General features: G+C 70.9%; 16 protein-coding genes. 4 read left to right on the forward strand and 12 right to left on the reverse strand.

Translation table 11 applies throughout. The annotated features are described in order from the left end of the window. Positions 1-25: 25 nt before the first annotated feature. Entirely contained in the window at positions 26-850 is an 825-nt protein-coding gene (locus tag ACIBHX_RS47815) for an NAD(P)H-binding protein (RefSeq protein ID WP_397075119.1), read from the reverse strand. Between the two features lie 157 nt (positions 851-1,007). Here ACIBHX_RS47815 and ACIBHX_RS47820 point away from each other — a divergent pair, with 157 nt between their 5' ends. Both ACIBHX_RS47820 and ACIBHX_RS47825 read left to right on the forward strand, forming a co-directional pair. After that, complete coding sequence (locus tag ACIBHX_RS47820; protein WP_397075121.1) at positions 1,008-1,871, forward strand: hypothetical protein; 864 nt, start codon at positions 1,008-1,010, stop codon at positions 1,869-1,871. Further along, the gene (locus tag ACIBHX_RS47825; RefSeq protein ID WP_397075122.1) at positions 1,868-2,518 is read left to right on the forward strand and encodes a hypothetical protein; all 651 of its coding nucleotides are present in this window, start codon (positions 1,868-1,870) and stop codon (positions 2,516-2,518) included. Before ACIBHX_RS47820 ends, ACIBHX_RS47825 begins: the two co-directional genes overlap by 4 nt. Here ACIBHX_RS47825 and ACIBHX_RS47830 read toward each other — a convergent pair. From ACIBHX_RS47830 to ACIBHX_RS47845, 4 genes are read right to left on the reverse strand one after another with little or no spacing between them, the layout of a single operon-like run. Further along, positions 2,459-4,036: an amidohydrolase gene (locus ACIBHX_RS47830; RefSeq protein ID WP_397075124.1), complete on the reverse strand. Its 1,578-nt coding sequence runs from the start codon at positions 4,034-4,036 to the stop codon at positions 2,459-2,461. The two genes, ACIBHX_RS47825 and ACIBHX_RS47830, sit on opposite strands and share 60 nt — an antisense overlap. Next, on the reverse strand, positions 4,029-4,382 hold the full coding sequence (locus ACIBHX_RS47835) for a hypothetical protein (protein WP_397075126.1): 354 nt from the start codon (positions 4,380-4,382) through the stop codon (positions 4,029-4,031). Before ACIBHX_RS47835 ends, ACIBHX_RS47830 begins: the two co-directional genes overlap by 8 nt. Then, entirely contained in the window at positions 4,379-4,537 is a 159-nt protein-coding gene (locus ACIBHX_RS47840) for a hypothetical protein (RefSeq protein ID WP_397075128.1), read from the reverse strand. Before ACIBHX_RS47840 ends, ACIBHX_RS47835 begins: the two co-directional genes overlap by 4 nt. A gap of 13 nt (positions 4,538-4,550) precedes the next feature. Then, positions 4,551-5,756, reverse strand: a complete 1,206-nt coding sequence (locus tag ACIBHX_RS47845) for an FAD-dependent monooxygenase (RefSeq protein WP_397075129.1) — start codon at positions 5,754-5,756, stop codon at positions 4,551-4,553. A 75-nt stretch (positions 5,757-5,831) separates the two neighbouring features. Between ACIBHX_RS47845 and ACIBHX_RS47850 the strand changes: the two genes are divergently transcribed. Continuing rightward, positions 5,832-6,398 (forward strand): TetR/AcrR family transcriptional regulator, encoded by a 567-nt coding sequence (locus ACIBHX_RS47850; RefSeq protein ID WP_397075131.1) that lies wholly within the window; start codon positions 5,832-5,834, stop codon positions 6,396-6,398. Positions 6,399-6,444: 46 nt separating this feature from the next. On the opposite strand, the gene ACIBHX_RS47855 is transcribed toward ACIBHX_RS47850, so the two are convergent. From ACIBHX_RS47855 to ACIBHX_RS47865, 3 genes are read right to left on the reverse strand one after another with little or no spacing between them, the layout of a single operon-like run. Next, positions 6,445-7,083, reverse strand: coding sequence for a maleylpyruvate isomerase N-terminal domain-containing protein (locus tag ACIBHX_RS47855; RefSeq protein WP_397075133.1), 639 nt, complete (start codon positions 7,081-7,083; stop codon positions 6,445-6,447). Positions 7,084-7,103: 20 nt separating this feature from the next. After that, positions 7,104-7,418, reverse strand: coding sequence for a DMT family transporter (locus tag ACIBHX_RS47860; protein ID WP_397075134.1), 315 nt, complete (start codon positions 7,416-7,418; stop codon positions 7,104-7,106). Beyond that, the gene (locus ACIBHX_RS47865; RefSeq protein ID WP_397075136.1) at positions 7,415-8,047 is read right to left on the reverse strand and encodes an FMN-dependent NADH-azoreductase; all 633 of its coding nucleotides are present in this window, start codon (positions 8,045-8,047) and stop codon (positions 7,415-7,417) included. The genes ACIBHX_RS47860 and ACIBHX_RS47865 overlap by 4 nt, the downstream gene beginning before the upstream one ends. Positions 8,048-8,127: 80 nt before the next feature. Between ACIBHX_RS47865 and ACIBHX_RS47870 the strand changes: the two genes are divergently transcribed. Further along, on the forward strand, positions 8,128-8,673 hold the full coding sequence (locus tag ACIBHX_RS47870) for a TetR/AcrR family transcriptional regulator (RefSeq protein WP_397075137.1): 546 nt from the start codon (positions 8,128-8,130) through the stop codon (positions 8,671-8,673). Here ACIBHX_RS47870 and ACIBHX_RS47875 read toward each other — a convergent pair. From ACIBHX_RS47875 to ACIBHX_RS47890, 4 genes are read right to left on the reverse strand one after another with little or no spacing between them, the layout of a single operon-like run. Next, the gene (locus tag ACIBHX_RS47875; RefSeq protein ID WP_397075138.1) at positions 8,670-12,236 is read right to left on the reverse strand and encodes a hypothetical protein; all 3,567 of its coding nucleotides are present in this window, start codon (positions 12,234-12,236) and stop codon (positions 8,670-8,672) included. The genes ACIBHX_RS47870 and ACIBHX_RS47875 overlap by 4 nt on opposite strands. Positions 12,237-12,256: 20 nt before the next feature. Next, entirely contained in the window at positions 12,257-13,195 is a 939-nt protein-coding gene (locus tag ACIBHX_RS47880) for a ribose-phosphate diphosphokinase (RefSeq protein ID WP_397075140.1), read from the reverse strand. A gap of 18 nt (positions 13,196-13,213) precedes the next feature. Next, entirely contained in the window at positions 13,214-13,687 is a 474-nt protein-coding gene (locus tag ACIBHX_RS47885; protein ID WP_397075141.1) for a GNAT family N-acetyltransferase, read from the reverse strand. Beyond that, a complete protein-coding gene (locus ACIBHX_RS47890) occupies positions 13,684-14,319 on the reverse strand; it encodes an HAD family hydrolase (protein WP_397075143.1) in 636 nt (211 codons plus the stop codon). Before ACIBHX_RS47890 ends, ACIBHX_RS47885 begins: the two co-directional genes overlap by 4 nt. Positions 14,320-14,327: the final 8 nt, after the last annotated feature.

Raw genomic sequence — 14,327 nt, forward strand, 5'->3', positions numbered from 1 at the left:
AGCCGCGGGCCGTCGACGGCGCGAGCTAGGCGGTGAAGGCGGCCGCGTGCTCGGCGGCCCACTGAGAGAAGCTGCGGGCGGGACGACCGGTGACGTCCTCGACCGTCGAGACGACGGTCTTGCCGATGTCGGGGGTGTTGCCGAGGGCCTGGATGAGGAAGCCGATCGTCTCCTCGCCCATGCCGTCGGCCCGCCACTTGGCCTTCGCCTGGTCCTCGGTGAGCTCCTCGAAGCGGATCTCGCGGCCGACCGCCTCGGCGAGCATGCGCACCTTGTCCCTGGTGGCGATGGCCTCGGGACCGGTGAGGGTCAGGGTCTCGCCGTGGTGGCCGCCCTCGGTCAGGACCGTGGCGGCCACCGCGGCGATGTCCGCCTCGTGGACCAGCGCGCTCAGCCGCCCGCCGAACGGCTCCCTGATCGCGCCCTCAGCCTTGATCGACTCGGCCCACCACTTCAGCGTGTTGGACATGAACTCCACCGGCTGGAGCAGCGTCCACTCCAGGTCGCTTCCGGCCAGCGCCTGCTCCAGCGGCCCGTCGGCGCGCCCGCCCAGCACGGTGATGCGCCTGACGCCCGCGGCGGCTGCCACCTCGACGATCTGCTCGCCGTTCTTCAGCGGCTGGTAGTCGTCGCCCGCGAAGTTGATCAGATGGGCCGCGGTGACGCCTTCGAAGGCCTGCTCGAGGCTGCCGGGGTCGGCCATGTCGCCGCCCACGACCTCCACGCCCTCGGGGAGCCGGGCGCTGCCGGGGTTCCTGGTCAGGGCGCGGACCTGCTGCCCGGACCGGACGAGCTGCTCGACCAGCTGGCGGCCGACGGTACCGGTGGCTCCGGTGACGAGGATGGTCATGTCGAGCTCCTTAAGCTTTGGAACGGAACGCTTAGTTCCACTATAGCAGAACGGAACGCTTCATTCCAATAGCTCAATCCGGTAACAGCCCGTCATGTCTGCTTTGCATGTGGTTAGGTAGGACTTGACTGATCGCGGGTGGAAGCGGAGTTAGGGATTGTCAAGTTTCGGGTGGCGCCATTCGCTGTTCGCACCCGCGGTGGCCGTCGTGGTCTCGGCGCTGCTCATGCTGGCCGGCGCGATAGGCGCGCTGCTGAGGGCCGTCGGAGCGACCACGGCGCCGATCGCCGCCGAACTGGTGGTCATGCTGATCATCGCGGTCTTCCTGACGACGGTGCTGCGCATCGTGCGAGCCGTACCGGACATCCAGCGCGAGAACGCGGCGATCAAGCGGGCGCGGGCCAACATCCAGGCGGTCGGCCCGGACTCCGGCACGCTCGTCGGCCGGCGGCTGGCGCTGTTCAAGGAGGCCGCCGAGGCGGGCACCGACGCCGAGGCGGTGCTGAGCGCCAGGTCGGCGCTGGACGAGGGCGAGATGGCCAACAAGCACCATCTCGACCACGCGCTGATCTGGGCGCTGCCGGTGTTCGGCTTCATCGGCACGGCGCTGACCATGGCCGCGATGGTCACCTCCTTCGCCAACGGGCTCGACGGTGACGGCAGCCCCGCCCGGCTGATGACCGCGCTGAAGTCGCAGGTGCTGCCCGAGCTGGCCTCCGCGTTCGGCGTCACGCTGATCGCGCTGTTCCTCAGCGTGCTGGCCTTCGGCCTGATGGCCTTCGTCGAGCGCGGCGAGCGGATGGCAGTCGTCGAGGCGGACGAGGTGTTCCTGACCTACGTGGCGCGCCTGCCCGCCAAACAGGCCGGGCCCGCCATGCATGGGCTCATGCAGGAGCTGGCGCAGTCCAGGGGACGGACCGAGGAGCTCACCAAGGGCCTGGACGCGCTGCGGACCGCGGTCGAGCAGCTGAGCGCGGTGGAGAGCCGGCCGCACCGGTACACGCTGGTGAGGGAGCCGTGAGGCGGCGCGCCGCCAGGGCCTTCGCACCGCCGCTCGACCTGCGCTTCATCGACCTGTTCATGGCGATCATCCTGGCGCTGTCGTTCATCGCGATCATGCTCACCGTGGTCGCCAGGATGCTGCCCACCGACGCCGCCACGCCCCCGGCGCCCACCGCGCGCAAGGAGGCCGTGGCCGAGCTGAAGAAGCAGCTCGACGCCGCGATCGCGGCCAAGCAGCAGGCCGAGGCGCAGTTGCAGGCCGTCAAGGGCCAGGCGGCCGAGCACGTCTCCTTCGGCCTGCCGTGGTGGCTCATCGGGCTGTGCGCGCTGCTCGGCGTGGTCGCGCTCTTCCTGGCCTGGCGGGTCAGGCTGCACCGCGGCGGCGACCTGCCGCGGCTGTGGACCTGGCTGGCGGGGACCGGGGTGGTGGCCGCGGTCACCTGGTGGACCCGCTCGAACGCCGACGTCGCCGGCAACCTGCGCCTGGCCGACCTGACCTGGTGGGGGATCGACGCGCTGTGCCTCGGGCTGCTGCTGGTCGCCTACGTGCTGGTCAGCAGCATCCGCGACAGCCGCGCCACGATGGGCCAGATCCGCACCTCGCGGTCAGGCCACGCGCGTGCCGCCCAGCCACGTGCCGAGCACCCGGACATGGCGCAGTTCTAGCGGCTCCACCTCGCGCGGGTCACGGCCCAGCCACACCAGGTCGGCGTCCATGCCCGCGGCCAGCGTGCCACGACGGTCCTCGGCGAAGGCCTGGTAGGCCACGCCCCAGGTGTAGGCGCGCAGCGCGTCGTCCAGCCCGAGGCGCTCATCCGGCGTCCACGGCGGCGAGCCGCCGACGGTCTGCCTGGTCGTGGCGATCTGGATGCCGAGCAGCGGCTCCTGCGAGCTGACCGGCCAGTCGCTGCCGAACGACAGCACCGCGCCGCTCGCCCGCAGCGACTCCATCGGATACTGCAGGTCGGCCCGCGGCTGCCCGAGCCTGGGCACGCTCAGTTCGGTCTGCAGCGGGTCGAGCTGCGCCCAGAGCGGCTCGAAGTTCGCGATCACTCCGAGCTCGGCGAAGCGCGCCAGGTCGGCGGGATCCACCAGTTGCGTGTGCGCGATCACCGGCCGCCGGTCCCACCGCTCATTGGTCCGTACGGCGAGCGCCACGGCATCCAGTGCCGCCCTGATCCCGCCGTCGCCGATGGCGTGGATGTGCACCTGGAACCCGTCGGCGTCGACCGCGACCACGGCCTCGGCCAGCGCCTTCGGATCCCAGACGGGCATGCCGCAGGAGTGCGGGGCGTCCGTGTACGGCTCGAGCATGGCCGCGGTGCCGCCCTCGATGACCCCGTCGGCGAAGAACTTCACGGTGTTGGCCGTCACCAGCTCGTGCCCGTCCACCTGCGCGCGCAGCGCCGTGAACTCCGCGCGCTGGTCACGCCAGCGGTCGGGGTCGGCGCGGAAACCCAGGTTGGCGCGGAACCGCAGCGCGCCCCTGCGCTCGGCCTCCAGGTAGGCGGGCACCATGTACGGCTCGACCCAGGCGTCCTGGACCCAGGTGATGCCGGCGGCGGCCATCGCCCTGCCCGCCTCGGCCAGGCCCTCTACCAGGTCGTCCAGGGACTTGGCGGGCACCAGGTCGAGGACGAGGTCGCAGGCGTGCCACTCGCGGAGGGTGCCCATCGGGGTCCCGTCGGCCCGCCGTACGATCCAGCCGAGCCGCGGGTCGGGCGTGTCCGGATCTATCCCGGCGCGTTCGAGTGCGGGGGTGTTGCACCACACGGTGTGGTAGTCGTAGGCCCGCAGCACCACCGGCCGGTCGGGCACCACCTCGTCCAGCCAGCGCGCGTCGAACTCGCCGCCGGGCACGATCGTCGGGTCGTAACTGCCGCCCACGATCCACTCCAGCTCCGGATGCTCGGCGGCGTAGCGCCCGACCTCGGCGACGATCTCCGCCACGGTCCCGCACGGCTTGATCTGCGGCCCCTGCGCCTCGAGCCCGCCGAACAGCGGGTGCGCGTGCCCGTCGCCGAAGGCGGGCATCAGGAAGCCGCCACCCAGATCGATCACGGATCCGCCCCGCCGTACGGCCTCATCACCCAGGGCGGACACCCGGCCGTCGCGCACGGACAGCGCGTGCGTGACGTCGTGGCCCGTCCAGATCGTGCCTCCGGTGAACAGCAGGTCAGACACTCGCGGTCTCCTCCACATCGACGGTCGTCAGCTGGGCGTAACGTCCGGGGTCGCGGCGGCGGATGCGCACGGCCAGCACGGCGCCGATCGCGAAGACGATCGGCACGGGCAGCACGAGCAGCGTATTCACGGTCGCGGACGCCGCGGTGAGCAGGTCGAAGTTCTTGACGACCAGGAAGATCATCACCACCAGCAGCACGGAGGCCGGCAGCGGTGCCACGAGCACGCGGATCATGCTGTATCCCCGCCTGTCGCGGCGGAAGAAGACCACCACCGACAGCGCCGCCAGCGCCTGCAGCACCATCACCCCCAGGATGCCAGTGCCGTTGGTCCACAGGAAGATCACGCTGTACGGGTGGTCGCCGTGTTCACGGCGATCGAGTCGTTCGCGATCGGGTCGGCGCTCGACATGGTCGCGCCCAGCGTCATGATCGATCCCGCCGGGCGCGAGGTGCCGTTGCTGTCGTCGGCTCTCGAAGGTGCGCATCCCGAGGGCGCCATGCAGGCCTTCGACCTAGGCCTGAGTGCGCTGGTGGCCGGCCTGGTAGTCCTTCAGCGTGATGGCGACGGCCGCCTCGCGGATGGGGCCGGTGACCCGCTCGATCATCTTGTCGCGGCCGGGCATGTGCGGCATCAGCTTGATCATCCGGAGCTGGAACCAGATCGCGAACTTTGACGGGATGACCATGCCCTTGACGTTGACCGGGCCGAGCTTCTGGTTCTTGTCCACGAACGGCCGCATCTCGCGCTCGTAGGCCGCGAAGGCGTCCTCGATCCGGGCGTGTGACGCGATCTCGCCCGCCAGGACGTAGGCACCCACCAGCGCCAGGCTCGTGCCCTGCCCCGAGGCGGGGGAGGCGCAGTAGGCCGCGTCGCCGAGCAGTGCGACCCGCCCGCGCGACCAGCGGTCCATGTGGATCTGGCTGATCGAGTCGAAGTAGAAGTCCCTGGCCTCGCCCACGGCCGCGAGCAGCTCCGGCACCTTCCAGCCGACACCGGCCATGGCCTCGGCCAGCTGCCTCTTCTGCTGCGCCACGTCGCGGTAGTCGTAGGGCTCGGTGGACGACCACATGAACAGCGCCTTCGCGCTGGTGTCGTGCCGGGTGCTGTAGATGTTGGCGGTACGGCCGGGCGCCGCGTGCACCGCCTCCTCGCGGTCGAGGCCGAGCGTGTTGGGCACAGTGGAGATCGAGACGCGGTAGCCCAGGTCGCGGATGAACCGCGACTCGTCGCCGAAGACGATCCTGCGGGTGTTGGAGTGCACGCCGTCGGCGCCGATGACCAGGTCGAAGCGGCGGGCGGGGGAGCGCTCGAAGGTGACCAGGCCGTCCTCGGAGACGCTCGTGATCGAGTCGTCGAAGAGGTACTCGACCTCGTCGCGGGTCAGGTCGTAGAGGATCTCGTTGAGGTCGCCGCGCATGATCTCCTCGTCGTCGCCCTCGCGCCCGCCGAACAGGTCCGCGTCCATCGCCGCGACCTTGCGGCCCCTGGCGTCGTAGTGGGTGGCGACCCGCATGTCCGTGCTCCTGGCGCGGACCCGGTCCAGGATGCCCATCCGCTCGACCACGTCGAGCGCCTTGCCGCGGATGTCGACCTTGTAGCCGCCCTCGCGGATCGAGGGGGCCCGCTCCACCACCGTCGGGGTGAAGCCGTGACGCCGCAGCCAGTAAGCGATGGAGGTGCCCGCGATGCTCGCGCCGGAGATCAGGATGTTCGTCATGGCGAGAACAGTACAGAAGTCTTAGACGCTTGTCTAGGACGAGCTTTTGAGACATCCGTGTTAGACTCTGGAGGCATGGGTAACCGCGAAGATCTCCTGGAAGCCGCGAAGAAGTGCCTGCGTGAGAAGGGCTTCTCGCGCACGACCGCGCGCGACATCGCCAACGCCTCAGGGGTGAGCCTGGCCGGGATCGGCTACCACTTCAGGTCCAAGGACGCGCTGATGAACGAGGCGCTGTTCGAGGTCATGCGGGAGTGGGGCGACGAGATGGAGACCGCGCTGACCGCCGACATCCGCCCCGACACCACGCCCGCGGAACGCTTCGAGGCGGCCTGGGATCGGATCGTCGCCTCCTTCGACCGGCTGCGCCCACTGTGGATCACCCAGTTCGAGCTGGTCAGCCAGCTCGACCACCTGCCGGAGGTCCACAAGCAGCTGGCCCAGGGCATCCTGGAGGCCCGGTACGGCCTGGCCCGGCTCTTCGAGGGCATCGACCCGGCCGCCGAGCCCGAGCGGGCCCGCCTGGTCGGCACGTTCTACCAGGCCATGCTCACGGGCCTGGTGGGCCAATGGCTGATCGACCCCGACACGGCCCTCAAGGGCCGCGAGGTCGCCGCCGCCCTCCGCATGATCAACCTCTGACACCCAGCCCCGCCATCCTGGCGAGACGGGACGTAACCGGGGGGTGTCAGAAGGCGCTGATGGTGGCGGGGGCTCGTTCGGCCCGGCTGAGGGTCCTGATGACGGCCGTCGCGCCGTGCCGGTGTACGGCGAGCCGGGCCAGCAGGTCGACCACCGGGTCGATCACGGCGGCCGGCAGGGCGGGGGTCTCCAGGCCGACGCTGGCGGCCAGGTCGTCGGAGTGGACGACGAGCTCCATCACCCGCGTGAGCAGGAAGTCGTCCAGCCGCAGCGACCACCCGGACGAGGCGATGTGCACGATCCGGTCGTCGGGCTCGGCCGGCAGCGCGGACCGCTGGGCGGCCAGCAGCGACTCGGCCCCGCCCGCCACCGTGGCAGGGCCTTGCCTGGCCGCCGCCTCGCCCGCCTGGCGGATGCCCACGTTGCTCTCGTGGTCGAGGCCCGCCTGGACCCAGGCCGAGCGGGTGTAGTGCTCGAGCAGCGGGATCGGGTCGACGTCACGCTCGGTGCCGGGGAGCAGGGCGTCCACGCGGACGAGTTGGTAGGCCAGGTGTCCCGCCAGCCCCGCGACGCTGAACTCCAGCAGCGCGCTCGGCTTCTCCCACGCGGCGGCGACGGCGGGCTCGCGCAGGAGCGCGACGGCCGAGGACGCGGCGACAAGATAGGACTCCCTGATCTCACCCATTCGCGGCCCTTTCTCCTGGTTCAGGTGGTAACTCGCGCCAACACTATCCCTCCGACAATCAGCGCGAGCGCCGCCATCCTGCCCACCGAAACCGGGTCGTCGTTGAGCAGGATCCCCAGTGTGATCGCGCCGACCGCGCCGATTCCCGTGAACACGGCGTAGGCCGTGCCGACGGGGAGCGTGTTCATCGCGTAGGACAGCAGCCACACCGCGGCTGCCATCAGGACCAGCGAGATGATGGTGGGCACGGGCCTGGTGAAGTTCTGGGTGGGCTTGATGCTCTGCGACCAGGCCACCTCCACCAGCCCCGCGAGGAAGAGGACGAGCCAGGTCACCGGGCCACCTCCGCCAGTGCCGCCTCGCGCGACAGCTCGTGCTTGTCGCGAAGGTGGGCGATGGCCGGGTCGAGCAGGGAGTTGGTCAGCTCGGTGTGGATGAACGTGACCTCCTCCACCGCGAAGTGGCCCTTGAAGAAGTCGCGCAGGTAGCGCTCCTCGTGGTCGACGGGCTCGCGCGGCGTGCCGGGGCCGTAGGCGCCGCCCCGCGCGCCGGTCACCACGAACGAGCGGCCCTTCAGCGACATCTTGGGGAACGTGATCTGGTCCAGCCAGGCCTTCAGCGACGATGGGATCGAGAAGTTGTACATCGGGGTCCCGATGAGCACCACGTCGGCGGCCACCACCTCGTCGAGCAGCGGCTTCAGCATCTTCCACGCCTCCTCCTGGGCGGGGGTGCGGACGGCCTCGCCGTACCGGGAGATGTCGGTGATCTGGTGGGCGAGCACGTAGTCGCACAGTTCGGTCCAGGCCTCCGTGATGTGGGGCACGGGGTCGGCCGCCAGGTCGCGGTAGACGTAGCCGGCGTCGGGGTGGGCGGCGCGCCAGGTGGCGGCGTAGGCCTGCGACAGCTCGCGCGAGAACGACTTGCGGCGGGCGCTGGCGTCGAGGTGCAAGAGGTTGCTCATGATCTCTCCTTATGTGGACACGGTGTCCGGTTGTGAGCTTAAGCGATAACCGGACACCGTGTCCACATATACTCGGGTGCATGGAGAGAGCAGACGCCGCGCGCAACCGCGCACGGATCCTGGAGGCCGCCGGGGACCTGTTCGCGGCCAGGTCGCCGCAGGACGTGACGATGGACGACATCGCCAAGGCGGCCGGGGTCGGACGCGGCACCCTCTACCGCCGCTACCCGGACCGGGCCTCGATCGCGGTGGCGCTGCTCGACGCGCACGAGAGCGCCCTGCAGGAAGAGCTCCTCCGCGGAGATCCCCCGCTCGGCCCCGGCGCACCCCCGGCCGAACGCCTGGCCGCCTTCTACGCGGCCATGGTGGAACTCCTGGAGAACCACGCCCACCTGGTCCTGGGCGCGGAGGTGGGCCGGACCCGCTTCGAGACGGGCGCGTACGGCTTCTGGCGCGTCCACGTCCGCTCGCTGCTGATCGCCGCGGGCACCCCTGGCCCCGACGCGCTGGTGGACACCCTCCTGGCGCCGCTGGCCCCCGAGGTCTACCGCTACCAGCGCACCGACCGCGACCTGACCCCCGAGCAGATCACCGAGGCCCTGACCCGCCTGACACGGGTGCTTTAGGGCCACCAGCGAGAGACGTCCTCCACGGCCTCGATCATGGCCACGATGCCGTCGGGCCCGCAGTAACGTTCGATCCATGGCGCCGCGTCCGCGATGATCAGGAAGGCGTCCTCGCGCGTGATGCCGTCCGGCCAGTGGCGCGGCAGGGTGTCGGGCCCGGCGTCCTGGCGCTGGACCAGCTTCCGCAGGACCTGTGCGCGTACCTTCGGCGCGATGTCCGCCGCGTCGGCGAGCAGGGTGTCCATGTCGGTGACATGCTCGGACGCCGCCAGCTCGACGATGGGGTGCCAGAGCACGGAACCAGGCAAGGCCGGAGGATCCACGGCCGCTCGGGCGGCGGCCTGCCGCTGCTCCTCGGGAAGGTAGGGAAGCAGAGCGAGAAGAGCGTTGACTCGGTCCTGGAGCTCGCCCAGGGTGAGAGCCCTGTCCAGCGCTCTGGTGAGGGAGGGTGGATCTAGATGCGGGGCGGCGTGCGGGAGCGACAGGACGAAGGCGTAGCCGCGCGCCTTGTCGAGCGCCTCGGCCCTGAGGTGCCGGATCGGCTCCAGCAGCGGAGAGACGGTCTCCGGTAGCCGCGGTTCCAGGGCGGTGAGCGCGTCGATCGTGTTCATCGGGCCATGGCAGGCGAGCGCCAGTGTCACGGCGTCGCCGAGTGCCTCGTCGGGTAGAGCGGGGATCAGCTCCATCAGGTGCCAGTCGCGATCGCACACGTCCTTGACCAGATCGAGTGCCTCACGCGCGACGCCGGTTCGAAGCTGGGCGGGAAGATGCGGAAGGAGCGCCGTCAGCGCCGTGAGCCGATCCTCGGCGTCGTCACGAGCCCTCGCGATCTGGAGCGCCGCTTTGTGGCAGGAGAGGTGGGGCGCCAGGACCTCGAAGAGATCGGCGGAGATGGAGATGCCCATGTCGGCCACGATGGCGTCGGCCAGTCGTGGCCCGAGCATGGCAAGCACCCCATCGCTCAGGCCGGGCTCCTCGCGGATCCGGGCCAGCAGGGCTTCGCGCGGCGGATCAGGAGCACGGCAGGCGAGGGCGGCCATGACCTCGCTCGGATCCCAGCCCTCCCCATGGGCCAGGACGTCGGCTCGGATCCCGGAGAGCAGGGCCCGCCTGTGCTCCGGCGGCCTGGCCATGGCCAGGGCGGTCATGGCCTCACTGGAGGCGATCCTCCTGGCCAGTTCGAGTGCCGGTGCGAAGAGTCCGGCCGGCAGGAAGGGAGCGAGGATCTTGAGATCCCCTGCCCGCGGTTTGTCGGACTCGTTCAGCGACTGGAAGAGCATGGCGGCCGCCTGCTCCTGCTTCGCCCTGGGGACATGGGCGAGGAGTTCCGCCAGGTCGCCGAACCCGGATCGCAGGTGCGCCACCCCCCTGATCACCAGAGAGGCTCGCTCGGATTCCGCCACGACGGGGATCGCCCGGGCCAGCGCAGCAGGCGCTCGTAGCTCCGGGAGCAGTCGTACCGCCTCGGCGATCAGCGGCTCCGGTAGGTGATCGGACAGTCCCAGCAGAGCGACGAACCGGGCGTCAGATGTGGGCAACTCGCGGGCAGCGGCCAGAGCGCGGTGCAGCGCCCGATCGCCGAGACGGGGGGCGAGAACTTCGATGGCCTTCGCCCTTTCCATTCCGATCCGGCCCTCAGGCGTATCCATCCATACGGTCGGCGGAGCGAGAACCGCCTCCAACGCATGCGCGGCGAGCTCGCCGGTGAGGGCGGGAGCAAGGGCGGTGATCGACATGGCCAGCCATGGGTACGACATCCGGCTGTGCCCTTCCCCGGACAGCAGAGCCTTCATGGCGCGCGCCGTCTGCCCGTCGTCCAGCAGCGGCCCGATCTGGCACAGCACGCGGCACAAGGACAGGTCGTTTCGGCTTGCCAACCCCTTGTCCAGGGCGCTCCCTACCAGGGCCGCGCGCTGGTCGGGCCCGGCCGGCGGAAGCAGCGCGACGACCGCCTCCGCGAAGAGGGGCGCGTCGAGGTATCCCGCCGCGCGCGTGGCATCCGCGAAGAGCTCATCCCTGTTGGCCGCCGGAGCGCGCGACAGCAGTCCTGCCAGCAGCTCGACCCGGCGAGCCGGATACGGGTCGCGCCGGGCGTGCTCCACTGCCTGGGCGACGGTCAACTGCTCGGTCTCGACCATGGCCATGATGAGCTTCGTCGGCAGTGAGGCGACCGAAGAGGAGACGCACGCCTCGATCAGCCGATAGCGGATCTCCAGGGGGATCGAATCCGCCGCCTCGCGGGCCAGGGCGACATCACGGAGATACCCGGCCAGGTCACCGGCCTCGTCGTGCACCCGGAACCACGCGTTGCCGTGGTCCGCCAGGAGCCGGTGCAGGTCATCGGCGCGGCCCGCGGCGATGAGGTGGGTGGCCAGGTGGCGCCGGCCGTAGCCGAGGTCCTCGGGGAGCGACAGGTAGTGGTCGCAGATGCGGTCGTGGGCCTGGCGGGTGGCCCTGGCCATGCGTTTCCTGCGTGACTCCTGCGCGTCCGTGACCATGCCCGCGCCCCCGCCTGTCAGGTAGTCGCGCAGGCTGGCGTGGTAGCAGGCGAAGGTGTCGCCCTCGACCCGGCAGAACGGGCGAAGCGGTCCCGTCAGCAGGTCGGTCACGGAGTCGGCGTCGCACGTGCCCGCCAGCCGTACGAGTGTGTCGGCGTCCAGGGGTTCCTCGGCGACGGCGAGTGTGGCCAGCACGGGCAGCCACTCGTTGAGCCCGGCGAGCGCGGCGGCGTAGTAGTCCTCCAGGCCCCGCGGCAGGGAAAGGTCGAGCGCCCCGGCCTGGGTGACGTAGTGCAGGTAGACCCACACGCCGTCGCTGCGGTCCACCAGCAGGTCGGCGGCCGCTTTCTGGGTCAGCCCCGCCTGGTCGATCTTGGCGGCCAGTTCCGGGGTGCGCACCAGGGCCTCGACGTGCGCGCGCAGGTCGGCGAGGTTCTCCTCGCGGTGGTGACGGAACTTGCAGATCTCGTACGGCTCCCGCAGCCCGGGCAGCGGCGTGCCGGGACGCAGCGTGGCGACCACGTAGACGCCGTCGGGCAGCTCGGCGGGCAGGCCGAGCGGGAGGACGTCGTGGCCGGTCGCCACGGCCTCGTCCAGGCCGTCGACCACGAGCACCACGCGGCGGCGGCTCGCCGCGGCCCTGAGTACCCGGGTGAGCCAGGCGGTGCCGCCGGACTCGGGTGGCAGGAGGCCGCCGGGGGCCAGCTCGTCCAGGCCGTATCCGGCGACGAGCTGGGCGCCGAGGTTGCGGATGGCCGTGGCGGCCTGCCGTACGTCGCCTCCCTCGCGGGTGAAGTGGCGGGGATAGTCGCGGTCGGCGGCCAGCCATGCGGCGTAGGTGCTCTTGCCGAGGCCAGCGTCGGCCTCGATGAGGAAGTAGCCGCGAGGGTGGGTGGCCAGGAACGCGTCGACCCGCTCGGTGAGCCAGGCGCGGCCGGTCATCGCGGCGCTGTCTTCGAAGAGCCGGCCGGCGCCGCGTAACGCCGCGGCGAGCGGTGTGCCGGCGGCGTGGGTGATCACGACGCCGGCGTTGTCTCCGTGAATCGCGACGGACCCCGCGCCCATGGATCCTATGATCGTCCCCGTCAGGAAGTGCTGAAGAGGGAACTGACGGATTCGCCGTCGTGGATGCGGCGCATGGCCTCCGCCAGGGCGGGGGCGATCGACAGGATCGTGAGCTTGTCGCTGGGCTTGGGCGACGGGACCGTGTTGGTGGCGACGATCTCCAGGACCTCGGGGTGGGCGCTGAGGCGTTCGACGGCGCCGCCGGCGAACAGACCGTGCGTGCAGGCGACCCGCACAGACCTGACGCCCTGCTCCCGCAGGCGGTCGAGGAGCTCGATGACCGTGCTGCCCTTGGCGATCTCGTCGTCGAGGATGATCACGTCCTTGCCCGCCACGTCGCCGATCACCGAGCTGATCACCACGCGGTCGTCGGGGAAGCGCTGCTTGGCGCCCATGGCCACGCCGGCGCCGAGCATGCGGGCGAAGGCCGCCGCCTCCTTGGCGTTGCCCAGGTCGGGCGAGACGACCACGGTGTTGGACAGGTCGTACTGACGGAAGTGGGCGGCCAGCTCGCGCAGCGCGTGCAGGTGGTCGACGGGGACGCTGAAGAAGCCGTGCACCTGCGGGGAGTGCAGCGTCATGGCCAGCACCCTGCTCGCGCCGGCCGCCACCAGGAGGTCGGCCACCAGCCGGGCGCCGATCGAGATCCGCGGCGCGTCCTTCTTGTCCGAACGGGCGTAGGCGTAATGCGGCATGACCACCGTGGTGCGGGCGGCCGAGGCGCCCCGGGCGGCGTCCAGCATCAGCAGCAGCTCCACCAGGTGCTCCTGCACCGGTGGCACCAGCGGCTGGATCAGGAAGACGTCCCGCTCGCGGCAGTTGGCCTGCAGCTGCACCTCGAGCACGTCATTGGCGAACCGATCGATCTTGACTGGGTGGAGCGGAGTGTTCAGATGGGCGCAGATCTCCTCCGCCAGCTCAGGGTGTGCACTGCCGCTGAATACCGTGATGTCCCGCACGATTCCCAGAGGATAGCTTCACGGGCTCACATAGTGGTGCACCAGGGCAGGCAGCCCCGCACTGTCGAGCCACTGGGCCCGGGTGCTGCACACCCTGCGCCACCCTGCCCGTTCGTAGAGCGCGATGGCGCCGACGCCCTCGTGCGACACCTCGAGCGTCAGCCGCCCCACGCTCTCCTGGGCCACGGCCAGCAGGCGGGCGGCCATGCCGGTGCCCCGGGCGGCGGGGGTGACGAAGAGCCGCGTCACCGCCTTCCCGGTGGCCGAGCCGAGCGCCTCGGCGACGGCCGGTTCGAGGGTGTCCGCGTGGGCGATCCCGACATGCCCGACCACGCCGTCCGCGACGGCCACCCAGGCCTGGATCAGCTTGCCGGGGGTGAGCCACTGGTGCGGGTCGGTAGGCCAGTCGACCGGGTAGCGGTCGGCGGACTGGACCTGGCGCAGGGCCTCGACGCAGGCGTCGAGGTCGTGCTCGGTGCGGGGCCGGATCAATGCAGTTCGGGGGTCAGGGCGTCGAGGCCGGGCAGGATGCGCCAGGCCAGCGCCAGGGCGTCGGGCGCCGGAGGGTAGGCCGGGTGCGGGATGGCGATCACGCGCATGCCGGCGGCGTGCGCCGAACGCAGGCCGTTGCTGGAGTCCTCCACGGCCAGGCACCTGTCGGGCGCGACGCCGAGCCGGGAGGCGGCTTCGAGGTAGCCGTCGGGGGCGGGCTTGCCACGGGGCACCTCCTCGGTCGAGACGGTGGCCGCGAAGTACTCACCGAGCCCGGTGACCGACAGCACCACGTCGATCAACCGGCGGGGCGAGGAGCTGGCCAGGCCGACGGGCACCGCCGCGGCCATCCGCTTGACGGCCTCGACCGCCCCGGGAAGCAACGGGACCCCGTCGGCGTAGCGGGCGGCCATCTCGTCGACCACCCCGCGCGCGATCTCGGGCGGCGACAGCCGTACCCCCAGAGAGTGCAGGTAGGAGGCCCACTCCGAGGTGCTCATGCCCATCAGGCGCGACTGGGTGTCGGGCTGCCAGGTGCCGCCGTGATCGGCCACGTAGGCCCGGCGCACCGACTCCCAGACGGGCTCGGAGTCGACAAGGATGCCGTCGAGGTCGAAAACACACGCTTCCACCCGATCAG

The sequence above is a fragment of the Nonomuraea sp. NPDC050536 genome, from assembly GCF_044457685.1.
Classification (GTDB): Bacteria; Actinomycetota; Actinomycetes; order Streptosporangiales; family Streptosporangiaceae; genus Nonomuraea.

What these genes read in the sequence shown, in the direction of transcription:
- ACIBHX_RS47815 (WP_397075119.1), bottom strand. Translation starts at nt 850, where the DNA reads ATGACCATCCTCGTCACCGGAGCCACCGGTACCGTCGGCCGCCAGCTG.
- ACIBHX_RS47840 (WP_397075128.1), bottom strand. Translation starts at nt 4,537, where the DNA reads ATGGCGCCCTCGGGATGCGCACCTTCGAGAGCCGACGACAGCAACGGC.
- ACIBHX_RS47845 (WP_397075129.1), bottom strand. Translation starts at nt 5,756, where the DNA reads ATGACGAACATCCTGATCTCCGGCGCGAGCATCGCGGGCACCTCCATC.
- ACIBHX_RS47850 (WP_397075131.1), top strand. Translation starts at nt 5,832, where the DNA reads ATGGGTAACCGCGAAGATCTCCTGGAAGCCGCGAAGAAGTGCCTGCGT.
- ACIBHX_RS47855 (WP_397075133.1), bottom strand. Translation starts at nt 7,083, where the DNA reads ATGGGTGAGATCAGGGAGTCCTATCTTGTCGCCGCGTCCTCGGCCGTC.
- ACIBHX_RS47865 (WP_397075136.1), bottom strand. Translation starts at nt 8,047, where the DNA reads ATGAGCAACCTCTTGCACCTCGACGCCAGCGCCCGCCGCAAGTCGTTC.
- ACIBHX_RS47870 (WP_397075137.1), top strand. Translation starts at nt 8,128, where the DNA reads ATGGAGAGAGCAGACGCCGCGCGCAACCGCGCACGGATCCTGGAGGCC.
- ACIBHX_RS47875 (WP_397075138.1), bottom strand. Translation starts at nt 12,236, where the DNA reads ATGGGCGCGGGGTCCGTCGCGATTCACGGAGACAACGCCGGCGTCGTG.